The following is a 13,234-nucleotide window of genomic DNA, read 5'->3' as shown; positions in this document are numbered from 1 at the left end:
CGATGGCGATGCGATAGTCGCCGAACCTTTTGGCTAATCCGCTCAAGCGGCTCCAAAGAAAAACGAAATCAGTGAGTATACTCTCTTCATTTAGGGTGAGCGCTAATGCATGATTCGTCTTCAGGATTGATTGCCGAAACTGAGATCGTTGCCAACAAGGGGTAGCAACATGAGCGCCTCTGTTGAAATCAGAAACCTTTCAAGACGCTATGGGCCGCATGTCCATGCGTTGAAGGATGTCAGTTTGGCCGTGACACCTGGCGAATTCGTGACATTGCTGGGGCCATCAGGATCCGGAAAATCCACCATCCTGAAGTTGATCGCGGGCTTTGAGGCGCCAAGCGGCGGCGATATTCTCATTGATGGCCGATCCGTCATCGATCTGCCCAGCCATCAACGCGAAATCGGAATGGTGTTCCAAAACTACGCGTTGTTTCCGCATATGAGCGTGGCTGAGAACATTGCTTTTCCCCTGCGCTGCCGGCGTTGCCAAAAGGAAGAGATTAACCGGCGTCTGGATTCTGTTCTGGAAATGACAAGATTACAGGATCTGCGCGACCGTATGCCCCATGAAATATCCGGTGGTCAGCAGCAGCGGGTCGCACTCGCAAGGGCCATTATCTTCAACCCCAAGATCCTGCTGATGGATGAGCCGCTATCCGCTCTTGATCGGCATCTGCGCGAGCAGATGAAAAGCGAGATCAAGCGCGTGCAGCAGGATATGCGAATGACAGTGCTGTTTGTAACCCACGATCAGGATGAGGCTTTAGCACTGTCTGACCGCGTCGGCGTGATGCGCCATGGGCGGCTGGAGCAGATCGATCCGCCGCATCGGCTCTATGGTTCGCCCGGCAACCGCTTTATCGCGGAATTTGTCGGCGAGGCAAATGTGCTGTCGGCATATATCCGTGACGGACAGGTCTGGCTATTCGATCAACCGGTAATGCCAGCAGCAGCCAGCCTTGCAACCGGGCCATGCTGGCTGCTGCTGCGGCCTGAACGGCTGTCCATGTCGCGCGATCCTGACCATGCCGGCCTTACCGGCCGCGTGGCTGAGCGGATTTTTCTTGGCGAATCGAGCCGCTACCTGATTGCGGTTGGGGCGGCCCGGATTGCTTTGAAGCAGCAGAACCGAGGCGCGGCAGCGGCCGAGGTCGGAGATATCGTAAAGCTGTACTGGTCACCAGATGACGCGGTGATTCTGCGGGACCAGTGAAGGGGAGTGGAGCGGTGTTGTCGGCAGGTCGCACATGGGACGCATGATCGGCATACGTGATGAGCTTGATCGGCAGTTGATTGCACTGCTGCAGACAAATGCCCGGCAATCAACCATGACCTTGGCCAAAAGGCTCAGGCTGGCCCGCAGCACTGTGCACGAGCGCATCCGCCGGCTCGAGCGGGATGGGATAATCCGCGGCTACGGACTGCGGCTGGGGCAGGACCCATTCGTCGAATATGCGCAGGCGGTTGCCCTGCTGGCGCTATCGCAGCGTCAGCAACGGCAGGTGATCGACCGCCTCGGGCTACTGCCAGAGGTCAAAATCTGTGCGACCATCAGTGGGGAATCCGATTTGTTCCTACTGCTCGAGGCACCGCGCCTGGAGGATCTCGACGCCGTGCTTGACGAAATCGTTCGCCTCCCGGGGGTTGAGCGGTGCCGCCCATTCGTCTTCCTGTCGCAAAAGCTCAACCGCCTCAACGCATGAGCCAATGGCAGCAGTCGGGGCCGGCGGCTGGATGAGCGGAATTTCGTGAACAGACCTCCGGGCTGATCAAGCGTCAGCCGGCCCGGCAAGGCGGATAGGTGTCAGCTTTCCACATTCCTCCCCAAACGGGCAGGTTCACAATGCCAAGCCGCGTGGTTTGATAAGAGCCGGCAGGTTGGGAAGGGGGCAGCGCCGGTTGGCCGTTCCATGCGGCCCAGGTGATGCGGGTGCCGCAGTCGGGTGGAGCTGCGCAATTGTGCGGAGCCTTGCCATGAACGATCTTCTGGACCGGGCTGCCACGGCCAAACAGGGCAGCCCTTTTCTCAATACCGCCCAGGCAGCCTTCTATATCGGATTGTCCAATCGCACTCTCGAAAAGATGCGCAAGACCGGCAGCGGTCCGCGGTTTCGCAAGCATGGGCGCGTTGTGCGCTATCACATCGAGGATCTCGATTCCTGGTCGCGGGCCAGCAAGCATCGGACATCCCAAGATGCACCGGCGCGCAATCAGCCTGGCTGATGGATTGATCGTTCTGCCACGTCGCCGCCGTGCTGGGTATCGGCGATGGCTGATCCTCCTTCTGATGCTGCTCGGGCTTCTGCTGCTGGCGGGTGCTCTGTTTCAGCCAAAAGCGCCGGCCGTGGTCTGGAATGCAAGCAGCAGCCTGCCGCGCGGGCTCTATATCACTCTGCCTGCAAGCAGGATCGGCCATGGCGACGTGGTCCTGGCGGAATTGCCCTCACCTTGGACAGAACTGGCTGCAAGGCGCGGCTATCTGCTCACAGATATACCCCTTATCAAGGAAGTTGCGGCCATGGTCGGCGACCAAGTCTGCGGGCATGGCCAGCAGTTGATGGTCGGCGGCCGGTCTTATCCACGCCAGAGTTACGATGCACTGGGGCGGCCACTGCCGGTCTGGCAGGGTTGCCGCTTTCTTGCCGAAGATGAAATCCTGCTGTTGGCCGCTCACGCGCTGTCCTTCGACAGCCGCTATTTCGGACCGCTTCCCATGGCTGCGATCAAGGCCCGGCTGCGCCCCTTGCTGATCCTTGCCGAACATGAGCCGGATAGATCGTGAAGATGATTGCCGCCCGCGGCTGGGGCCGATGCGGCAAAGCAGGATGCCGCCGGCCAAGCCGCAGTTCTATCTGACGCAGGTACTGCGCACGATGGCAATCGCGCGTTCCTCGCCTGGCCCGTTGAAAAGAGGGCCAGACGGCATCCCGGCACGCATGATAGGGCGCGGCGCGGGGATCGGGCGATTGCTGAAGATCAAAAGCCTCAATGGCCCATCCGGCAGTCGCCAGGTGATCGTCAGGGCGCGCTTTGTCTCGGGTAGTTCCGATCTAGCGGCCAGCCATCTGAAATATCTCCGGCGCGATGGAACAGACCGAATGGGCGGGCCAGCGAGCCTTTACGATGCCGAGCATGATGTGGTTTTGCCGCAAGAGATTCTTCAGCGCATGCGCGATGACGAGGGGCATTACCGTTTCATGGTTGCGCCAGCCGATGCAGCGGAATATGACGATCTGCGGCCGCTGACCCGGCGGTTGATGCATCAGGCCGAGCGCGATCTCGGCACAAAGCTGGATTGGGTTGCGGCCGATCACAGCAACACCGGCCACCCGCATACCCACATCCTATTGCGCGGCCGCGACAAGGATGGCGGCATCCTTACGATATCTCATGACTACATTTATCACGGCCTGAAGGCACGGGCGATCGATCTGGTCAACCACGATCTGGGGCCACAGCAGAAAGAGCCGACCGCAGTTGGCCGGATAAATGCTGAAACCGACGCTGTCTTCTGCGACACTGATCGTCTGCTGCTTGCTGCCCGCAATGAAGATGGATTGCTGCGGGTCGATCACCGCGACAGCCTGATGCAGAGCCGGTTGGTGCATCGGCTGCAGGTCCTGAAAACTATGGGGCTGGCAGCTCCAGTCGGCTCCGGCCAGTGGCAGCTTGCCCCCGCCATGGAAGGCATCCTGCGTCAGGGCGCTGAGCGACAACGGCAGGTTCGCATCCTCGAACAGGTGCTGACACTCAGACAGATATCCTGGCGGCCGGACGAACTGGTGCTGAGCGGTTTCCAGCCGGAGGCGCCGCAGTCGATCACCGGATGTCTGCTTGCCCAAAGCCTGACCAGTCTCAGCCAGGCCAGGGGCTACCTGGTGATTGCTGGTGTCGATGGCCGCTATCATTTTGCCGATCTTGGTTTACTGCGGCTCAGCCGGCTGCCACCTGACTGCATTCTGGAACTGAAACGGGATGCGCAAATGCCGGCTCATGGTCCCATGGCCGATCCGGCAGGCTTACCCATTGCCGAAGACCGTTCACGCTGGTCGGTTCGCCTGCTGTCGGTCTGGCCGCTGGAGCGCCAGCTTGACGCCGATGCGCCGACCTGGCTTGACCAGCTGCTGCTCAGGGGCGATCTGCCGGGACGGCGCGACCGCGGCTTCGGGCAGGAACTTAAAACCGCTTTGGCCAAGCGCCAGCGTTACCTGCTGCAAAGCGGCCATGCACGGATCGATAAGGGAAAGTTCGTCTGCTCGCGCGCTTTGTTGGACGAGCTCCGGCACAAAGAACTCAAACGCCTGGCTGCACGCCTTGGCCGCGACTATGTTGCCGAAGGTCTGGATTATGAGACCGGCGGTCTGGCGATGGGCGATATCGATCTTGCCTGGGGGCGTTTTACCATCATCGCCGACCGCACACGCTTCAGTCTGCTGCCCTGGCAGCCGCGATGGACGTTAGGCCTCCACCGGTCGCTGGCGGGTCATCCGCCAAGCCCTGAGATCGCGCGATCCTTCTGTTAAATTGCGCTCCCCGCTTTTTGAACAGACGGACAATGTCTGTAGTAGCATTTCAAAACAACGACTTAATACCTAGAGCGGGCATTGTGTAAAAAAATTTTACTTTAAGGGAGGCTGCGCGTCCTTCATGAACTTTGCGAGTGAGGCGTGGTTGTGTTCTCGTAATATTATCAATCCCTTATTGTCATCTGGAGTTAACATAAAAATTCTTACCTTAATTCTCGTGCCGTCTAAGGAGACTTTTCAAATGCCGTTCTGCTGAAGTCCCGAAATCATGCTCGTAGAATTGGGATGTGAGGATTACAGGCCGCTGTACAGATCCCCGATGTTGAAGCGGGTCATCTTGCCAGGAATATCGGTGAGCCGGTTAACGGCGTCGCCATCGATCCATTCGTACCCGGCAGACAATGCTGCCAATGCCTGCGCACGACTGTTCAGGCCGTGGGCGTAGTATCGGAGACCAACCTTGTCGGCGGCAGCCGCAAACTCGTTTAAAATCCGAATGCGCTCGGTATCGTTTCTCGGAGCCGCTGCTAGGTCGAAGCCGATGCCGTTGAGGCTCGCACCCGTCATCTGGCCGAAATTCCGGAAGGTCCAGGGCACACGAATATTCTGGCCACGGCAGAACGGCCTGATGACCGCGATGATTTCCAGCAGACGGCTTTGTGGAGTTCCCTCCGGCATACCGTCGATTTCCAGAACCAGAAGCTGCCGTACCGCATCTGGTATTGTGCGGCAAAGATCAAGGTAAGCTTGCCGGCCCGCCCGGCTGGCCAAGGTTTCAAAATGGATCGGCCAGCCCAGCAGTACCTTTTGGCCCTGAGCGACATTGGCTGCCAGATCACGCAGGGCGCGGCGGGCGATAAAGATGTCGATTTCCGCGGTGGACAAGACGCCCTGATATTCCCGCCGCAGCGCGGTATCCCACAGGCGATCGCCGAACACGTTCGTTGCACCGACCGTAGCAAAGTAGGTCGCAATGACCTTGTGGCGCAGATTCCACATCGGTCGATACATGACCTCCATGGAGGCGAGGGCCTTTGCCTTGTCGAGCTGTGCAAAAGAGAAGTCCGGCGTCTCCAAGTCAGGTTCAGTGCCGGAAACCTCAGGCGAGGTTGCAAGGGTCGCAGATCCGGTTAGGCGCTGAATAAGCTCCTCTTTGCTGACGGCATTGAACACCAGAGAGCCGTCACTTTCGAAGACGCCGGTACTGACATCGGTCGCTTCGGCCGCGAAATTCTCTCCCAGCAGGCGGCGGCCGATCTCTTCGCCGATATCGTGACACCGCAGCTGTGCCTGGTCCGCCGTCAGATCCGAGAAGATGATGATAAACGACAGCTCACCGTAGCGCGTGAAGACATCGTTTGGCCGGCACATGCGCTGGATGACCTTATACGCGACATCTTGTGCCCGATCCGCAATGCGGGGCCATTCGTCGCCCAACTGGTCCCGGATCTTGCTCAGACCGACCAGATGGATATTGCCGGATAGGATGGAGCGCTGCTGCAGCAACAGCTGGTTCAGTTGCTGCGCAAACTCATCCACGCCGGCTGGCGCTGCAGGTGTGGAGGCCCGGCTTGCCAAGGTCCCGCCCTGCGTTCCTGAGGTCCCATCGCCAAAGATTCGCCTAAACAGCCCACCTATTGCCATCAGTCGTCCCGTCTATATCGCGCCGCAAACAACAAACGCTGTCTGGGGCTCTCTCTGGTAACGTGGCTTGGACTCACAAGCCATAAATCAGCCCTGCGAACCGTTCAGTAAGCGAGGTTGCTCCGTCCTGAAAGTGGCGTTGTCCATTCTCATTTTTCCAGCACCTCTCGGATCTTTGCCGCAAGCTCTCGGTAGCGGTAGGGTTTGTTCAGAAACTGTGCTCCCGCCGGCAGGCCCATGGATTCTGCAACCGCTGCGCCCGGGAAACCCGACGACACCAGAATTTTCAATTCCGGATAACGCTGCGCTACAGCCCGGGCAAGATCGATGCCGCTCATGCTGCCCGGCATCACGACGTCGGTGAACAACAAATCGAACCGCGTGCCGCCTGTGAGTATCTCCAGTGCTGCCTCTGCGTTGGCCGCTTCAACAACCTGGTAGCCGAGGCCCCTCAATTGGGCAGTCAGTGTCTGGCGCATGCCAGCGTTATCCTCGACGAGCAGGATGGCCTCGTTTCCCCGTTCAACCATGCCATCCGATTCGGTCGTGGAGGCAGCACGCGGCTCTCCGGCGTTGGTTACCCGTGGGAAATAGACCCGCACTGTCGTTCCGACACCTACTTCGCTGTAGATCTTTACATTGCCGCCAGACTGATGAACGAAGCCGAAGACCTGGCTGAGGCCTAGGCCACTGCCCTTGCCCTCCGGCTTGGTCGTGAAGAAGGGTTCGAACACGCGATCCAGTACTTCCGGAGGAATACCGGTACCGGTATCGGTGATCTGCAGCAGAACATACTCACCTGGCTTCAGTTCGGCATGCGCGGCAGCATAATCCGCATCCAGTGCGAGGGCTTTTGTTTCCACTGTCAGAGTGCCGCCGCCGCTCATGGCGTGAGCGGCGTTTACGGCAAGATTCATGATCGCCGACTCGAGCTGAGCCCGGTCGGTCATAACCAGGCATGGTTCAGGGGGCGCGACGAGATTGAGGGCGATGTTCTCGCCGAGCGCTGTCGCCAGGAGTTTGGACATCCCCGACACAGTTGCATTGATGTCGATCAGCTCGGCGTTCAGCGACTGCCGGCGGGAGAATGCCAGCAGCTGACGAGTCAGCGTTGCGCCGCGTCGACAGGCCTCCATCGCCACGTCGACCATGCTCTGGACATCCGTTCGCTGGGGAAATGTATCGGCGATCATGTCGAGATTTCCCATCACCACGCCGATAAGATTGTTGAAGTCATGGGCGATCCCGCCAGTCAGCTGCCCTACCGCCTCCATTTTTTGCGCATGCACCAGCTGGCGGTCGATGAGTTTGCGCTCGGTGACGTCTGCTGCGACATGGACAACGCTGCGCGGAAGGCCGGGCTTGTCCACCAGGGAGGCACCGGATATGCGCAGCGCGATGACCTTGCCGTCGCGGGTACGCCCGGCGATTTCGTTGCCCTGAAAGTCGTGTTCCGCTGCGGCCCGAACGAAATCCCTCAGGAATATGTCCAGGTTCTGCTTTTCAATGAAAGGTGGAGGTTTTCCGAGCACCTCATCCGCAGACCAGCCAAACGTCTCCTCCGCTGTGGCGCTCCAAAGACTGACATTGCCATCCAGATCAAGTACGTAGATCGGAAGCGGCGAGGATGAGATGACGGCGCTGAGCAAGGCATTGCTTTCGCGGAGCGACTCCGCCATCCGGCTGCGGTCCGCGATTTCGTTTTCGAGCGAGCGATTCGCCTCCTCAAGGGCGGCTGTTCTCTGCCGGACCACCTGTTCAAGGTGTCGCGCGTGCCCCTCGATCTGTGCCTTGGCTTCGGCCAGCTGCGACTGACTGGCGCGCAACTGGTTGTTCGTTCGCACGATGTCTTCGAAGGTCGACATGAGCAAATCGAGAATCTGCTCCTTGTCGGATGTGATCGTGAAGGCTTGGCCGAGGAAGTACACTTCGACGCCAAGCTTGAACTTGCTTTCATTGCGAAGTTTCCGATTCTCGACAGCAGCGTTGATCCGCGCCAGCAGGGTGTCGGGGTCATAGGGCTTGGTTAGGAAATTGTCGGCGCCGCATTCTAAACCGCGAATGATGTCCATCGGATCATTGAGGCTCGACAGGAGTATGAAAGGTACGTCGCGCCCGGCGCGGCTGGCCTTCAGCGTGCGACACAGGTCATAGCCCGATTGCCCCGGCATGACGATATCGGAGACGACGACTTCAAAATGCCCGGCTGGGAAGACAGCAATAGCCTGCGCAGCATCGCCGGCAATCGTGACATCGTGACCCGCATCCTCCAGGAGGATTTTCAGTTCTTCGGCCTGGGTCCGGCTGTCCTCGACAACCAGGATCTTAGACATGTCCGTTCATCTCCTTGTTGGAAGCGAGGTTTGTCAGGCGGGAGGAAATCTCCGGCAGCGGCAGCACCTCATGGACGACGCCGGCAGAAATTGCCGAACCCGGCATCCCGAAGACTACGGATGTTGCTTCATCCTGCGCAATGACCCTGCCGCCTGCCTTGCGCAGCTCCTGCAGTCCCTCGGTACCGTCACGTCCCATGCCGGTCAGTACAACTCCCGCCGCTGCTGCCCCGAAATGCTGTGCCACGGATGAGAACAGGTAATTGGCCGAGGGGCGGAAACCGTCCAGCGGTGCAGCATCCGAAACCCGCAGCAGCTGTCGGGAAGACACACCGAGATGACGATCATCGCCGGCAAAGTAGACGGTATGCGGCTCCATGCGCTGGCCGTCGGCCGCTATGCGGACCTTGAGGGAACACACGGTGTTGAGCCAATCCACCATGCCGGAGATGAAACCATGCGAGATGTGCTGGACAGCAAGGATGGGGATCGGAAAGCTCGCGGGAAGATCCGCAAGAATGCGCTGCAGGGCCGCGGGCCCGCCGGTGGATGCGGCAACGGCAATGATCCCCACCCGCGGCGACGCTGCAGGAGCTGGCATCCGCCGCTCCGGTGATACCGGAGGTGCGGCAGTGCGGCGCCAGCGTCGCACCACCTTCACGCCGGCCATCAGCCGGAGGGTTTGAATGAACTGCCGTCGGGTCGCCGCGGCCTCGCGCAGCTCGCTGTTTTTCGGCACCGGAATGACGCTGAGTGCCCCGGCACGCAGCGCCCGTATGGAGATTTCAACCTGGGCGGCATCGCGATCATCCGCGACGACGACAATCGGGGTGGGGGCCTCGATCATTATTTCCTTGGTCGCCTCGAAGCCGTCCATTTCGGGCAGCTGGATTCCCATGATGATGATGTCAACCTTCAGCCGCACCGCTGCTGCGACGCCTTCTGGCCCCGTCCTGGCGATGGCGCTGATCTCTATATCGGGCTCGCGTCGCAGGGCATCGGCGATCGTTTCTGCAACATGCTGGGAATTTTCGACGATCAGTACCCGCATAAGCCAAGCCTCCTCACAGGACCTGCCTGATGGCATCGAGCAGGGTTGCCTGATCGAAGGCGCTCTTGACCAGATAGGCATCGGCACCAGCCTGCATGCCGCGCAGCCGGTGATCCTCGCTTGCCAGTGCGGTGACCAGCACAATGGGAATCCCCGCGAGGCGGGGCGAGCTGCGCACGGCTTCCGTCAGGGCAAAGCCATCCATCCGTGGCATCTCTATGTCGCTGACGATCAGGTCGACGGCCTCTTCCTGCAGCAGATGCCAGGCGTCGAGGCCGTCCGAGGCGAGAATCACCTCGTAACCCGCTGCTTCCAGTATGTTCTGTTCCAGGGTTCGGGTGGTAAGCGAATCGTCAACCACAAGAATGCGTCGTGCCGTCTCCCCGCTTGCCTCCTGGTCGGCTGTGATGGTACGGCCAACGGATGGTGCTCGCGCCGCGGCGATCAGCTCGGCGGCATTCAGCAGCAGCGCAATGGAGCCATCGGGCAGCACTGCGGCGGCCGAGATGGCCGATGAACGCTGCAGGCGTGGATCAAGCGCCTGTACAACCAGCTCCCGCTCGGCATTCAGTTCGTCAACAACGATTGCCGCATTTCCCTGGGCGCTCGCAAGCACAATGATCGTGAGCTTTCCGGTCCGGTTGATCTCCTGCCTTGGCAGACCGAGCAATTCCGCTAGCGACGCCACCGGAATGATCCTGCCGTCCAGCTGAACGACGCTGCGCCCCTGCGCGGACAGCACGTCGGTGGCGGGCAAGCGCAGGATTTTGTCCACAAGGAGGGAGTCCACCGCGAAATCGGTATTCCCGGCCCGGATCAGCAGTCCGCGCACCGTGCTCAGGGTCAGCGGCAGCGAGAGGATGAAGCGGGTGCCGCGGCCGGTCTCCGTTTCCACGGCGACGACGCCGCGCATGGCCTCGATTTCCGATTTGACAACATCAAGACCTACGCCGCGCCCGGAAATCTGGCTGACTGCTGGGGCAGTCGAAAAGCCAGCCAGGAATATGGTTTCCGCAAGCCGACTCTCGTCAGCGTCCTCGAAAATGGCCTGAGCCCGCGCATGTTCGCGAATTCTTGAGAAGTCGAGACCGGCGCCGTCATCGCTGACCACCACCTCGACGGTGGAGCCGCGCAGGCTGGCGCTGACCGTGATCCGCCCGGTGGCTGCCTTCCCAGCGGCCAAGCGTGTCTCGGGCATTTCAATACCATGGCTGACCGCATTGCGCACCATATGCAGCAGAGGGTTGCCCAGGCGCTGAAGTATCGTCCGGTCGACGCGTACATCTCCGCCACGAACGACCAACTCGACTTTTTTTCCCGTTTCGGCGGCGATATCGCGAAGAACCCGCGGCAAACGTTCGCAGATCTCCGAAAAGGGCGACATGCGGATGCTCTGCACATCGCTGTCGAGCTCCGATATCGCTAACCCGAGATCATGCAGATCTTCGGTCAGCCCCTTGACAATGGCCTGCAGATCCTTCTCCAGATCGGCCAGTCCGCGGCGTAGCTGGATCGTCCCGGACGACACCGCCCCCTTTACTGCGGCCGCGTTTTCGAGGACCGACGCCGGTCTGTCCCCGCGCCGGCCGAAATCCAGCCGCCGCTGGCGTATCCGGTCAATCAGACTGGTGAGACGTTCCAGCTGCGCCAGCGGCCGGCGGCCAACCATCACCAGATTGACGCTCTTCTGAATCAGCGCGTCGAGTTGCGACGAGGCAAGCCGTACAGCAACGTCGGCTGCAATGGTTTCTTTAGCGATGTCGTCCTGCTGGGCGAGAGCCGGTCGCTGCGAAGCAGCGGGGGCGGTGCTTACTATTTCCGCAAGCTGCGGCAGCAGCGCAGCAAGTGGGCCGGACGACAGGGGCAGTTCGCGCTCCAACCGGTAGCGGGCATCGCGGATCGCGTCTGCGGCCCTCAGGCAGATTTCCAGCTTGGACTGGTCAATATGGATGCTGCCCCGGCGCTCGGCTCCGAATACCTCTTCCAGCCAGTGGCAGCAATGTTCGATCAGCTCGGCATTGACGGACCGCGCGGCACCCTTAAGGCTATGCGCGGTACGGAACAATCCTTCAAGGACATGCCGGCGCCGTTCGTAGTCACACGCTTCCAGCTCCAGCAGCCCCCGTTCCAGATTGCCGCTGTGCTCCTGCAGTTCCGTAAGGAACGTGGCCAGAAGCCGCCTAGCCAGTTTGTCCTTGTCAACCGGCAAGACAATCAGCCTTTTATAAGTTGCTTGAGCTGAAGGCCGAGCGCGTTGAGATTTCGCGCAGCCTGCTCGGACTGTTTGGTTGCCGCAAGATTCTGGTTCGCAACCTGATTTATCTGCGCCATGGCCAGATGAACCTGCGACATCCCTGCATTCTGCTGGTTGGCCGAGGCGGCGATCTGGATGGCCGCCTGTACAGCGCTGTTGATGGTCTCAACAAGTTCATTAATCGTAGCGCCCGCCGCATTGATCGTATTGATCGCCCCGTTGACGCTTTTTCCGCTCTCCTCAGTGGCGATCACCGCCGCATTGGTGGCCTGCTGGATTTCTCCCAGAATCTGGCGCACCTGGGTCGTGGCCTTTTTCGACTGTTCTGCCAGCGCCTTGATCTCGCTGGCGACGACTGCGAAGCCTTTTCCGGCCTCGCCGGCCCGGGCCGCCTCTATCGCGGCGTTAAGCGCCAGCAGATTTGTCTGCTCGGCGATTTCGTTCACCGAGGCGGTGATCTCGCTGATGGATTGTGCCTGCCGGGCCAGGGCCAGAATCGCCTCTGCAGTGGAGTTTGCGGATTCCCTGACCGCATCCATCACTTCGATCGATTCGGTGATCGCCTTGCGCCCGCTGTTGCTGACTTCGACGGCGCGCTGTGATGCCTCGACCACTGACTGGGCACGCTGCGCTGCCTGTTCGGAAGTCTTCAGCACCTCATCGACCGTGGTCACGGTTTCAGATACCGCGGTAGACTGTTCGCGCATTCCACTTGCCTGCTGCGTGGTGCCGGCAAGGATTTCCGCCGATGCCGATGCCAAGGCATCAACCGCGCCACCGATTGGAACGGTAATGCTGCGAATAAGGTAGAAGCTGCCGATCGCCAGCAGCAGGAAGCTTAGCAGTGTGCCCCAGATGATGGCGTCGAAACTGCGGTTCGCCACAGCCAGCGACTCCTGCTTGTCGGCCTCCAGTCGGACCTGCAATTCGCGCTCAATTTCCCCAAGCAATGCGCGCATCTCGCCGGTCATCTGTTTTGCCCGCGCCAGCGCCGCGGTTGCCTGCTCCATGCCGGTATTGTTCAGGCTCTCCATGGCGTCACGTGTGATCGCCCTTCGCTCCGATATGAGGCGAATTGCGCTTTGCAGCTGCGGCAGCGTATAGCCGCCTGAGCGTACCAGCTCGTTGAGGCGCTGGATCTGGCGGTCAAAGGCCGCGACCTCCGCTACATAGTCGTCGCGATAGCGCTGCTCCTTTGTCAGAATATAGGTGAGCGCGCTGTTCTCCGTCGCAAGCAAGCCGGCCTCGACGGCATTCAGTGCAACCATGACGCCATATCTGCCGACGATGGGTTCGCGGCTGTCGAGCAGGCTGCGCGTATTGGTGTAGGCAATCCAGCCAACGATCGCCAGGATGACCGGGCCGATGAGGAATCCCAGTATGAGCTTTTGCTGTACGGTGAGCCGGGCCATGTTTCCCCCCT

At 60.1% G+C, this 13,234-nt stretch carries 10 protein-coding genes; 5 read left to right on the top strand and 5 right to left on the bottom strand.

The window, feature by feature from the left end; all coding sequences use genetic code 11:
* Positions 1-169 precede the first annotated feature (169 nt).
* The 5 genes from Q0603_RS03715 (at position 170) to Q0603_RS03695 (ending at position 4,526) form a co-directional block, all read left to right on the top strand.
* Positions 170-1,216 carry an ABC transporter ATP-binding protein gene (locus Q0603_RS03715; protein WP_298722255.1) on the top strand — a complete coding sequence of 349 codons (1,047 nt, stop codon included), beginning with the start codon at positions 170-172 and terminating at the stop codon, positions 1,214-1,216.
* 34 nt (positions 1,217-1,250) lie between these two features.
* Complete coding sequence (locus Q0603_RS03710; protein ID WP_298722252.1) at positions 1,251-1,706, top strand: Lrp/AsnC family transcriptional regulator; 456 nt, start codon at positions 1,251-1,253, stop codon at positions 1,704-1,706.
* A gap of 271 nt (positions 1,707-1,977) precedes the next feature.
* Positions 1,978-2,226 (top strand): helix-turn-helix domain-containing protein, encoded by a 249-nt coding sequence (locus Q0603_RS03705; RefSeq protein WP_298722249.1) that lies wholly within the window; start codon positions 1,978-1,980, stop codon positions 2,224-2,226.
* The gene (locus Q0603_RS03700) at positions 2,123-2,785 is read left to right on the top strand and encodes a S26 family signal peptidase (protein WP_366132441.1); all 663 of its coding nucleotides are present in this window, start codon (positions 2,123-2,125) and stop codon (positions 2,783-2,785) included. The genes Q0603_RS03705 and Q0603_RS03700 overlap by 104 nt, the downstream gene beginning before the upstream one ends.
* Before the next feature lie 28 nt (positions 2,786-2,813).
* Complete coding sequence (locus tag Q0603_RS03695; protein WP_298722242.1) at positions 2,814-4,526, top strand: DUF3363 domain-containing protein; 1,713 nt, start codon at positions 2,814-2,816, stop codon at positions 4,524-4,526.
* Between the two features lie 297 nt (positions 4,527-4,823).
* On the opposite strand, the gene Q0603_RS03690 is transcribed toward Q0603_RS03695, so the two are convergent.
* The 5 genes from Q0603_RS03690 to Q0603_RS03670 form a co-directional block, all read right to left on the bottom strand.
* The gene (locus Q0603_RS03690) at positions 4,824-6,107 is read right to left on the bottom strand and encodes a hypothetical protein (RefSeq protein WP_298722239.1); all 1,284 of its coding nucleotides are present in this window, start codon (positions 6,105-6,107) and stop codon (positions 4,824-4,826) included.
* A gap of 215 nt (positions 6,108-6,322) precedes the next feature.
* Positions 6,323-8,506 carry a response regulator gene (locus Q0603_RS03685; RefSeq protein WP_298722236.1) on the bottom strand — a complete coding sequence of 728 codons (2,184 nt, stop codon included), beginning with the start codon at positions 8,504-8,506 and terminating at the stop codon, positions 6,323-6,325.
* Positions 8,499-9,557 (bottom strand): chemotaxis-specific protein-glutamate methyltransferase CheB, encoded by a 1,059-nt coding sequence (gene cheB, locus Q0603_RS03680; RefSeq protein ID WP_298722233.1) that lies wholly within the window; start codon positions 9,555-9,557, stop codon positions 8,499-8,501. Before cheB ends, Q0603_RS03685 begins: the two co-directional genes overlap by 8 nt.
* Positions 9,558-9,570: 13 nt before the next feature.
* On the bottom strand, positions 9,571-11,766 hold the full coding sequence (locus Q0603_RS03675) for a hybrid sensor histidine kinase/response regulator (RefSeq protein WP_298722230.1): 2,196 nt from the start codon (positions 11,764-11,766) through the stop codon (positions 9,571-9,573).
* 5 nt (positions 11,767-11,771) lie between these two features.
* Positions 11,772-13,223 (bottom strand): methyl-accepting chemotaxis protein, encoded by a 1,452-nt coding sequence (locus Q0603_RS03670; RefSeq protein ID WP_298722227.1) that lies wholly within the window; start codon positions 13,221-13,223, stop codon positions 11,772-11,774.
* Positions 13,224-13,234 lie beyond the last annotated feature (11 nt).

It is taken from the genome of uncultured Ferrovibrio sp., assembly GCF_937960835.1.
Lineage (GTDB): Bacteria > Pseudomonadota > Alphaproteobacteria > Ferrovibrionales > Ferrovibrionaceae > Ferrovibrio.
This window is presented reverse-complemented; position numbering and strand designations above follow the sequence as displayed.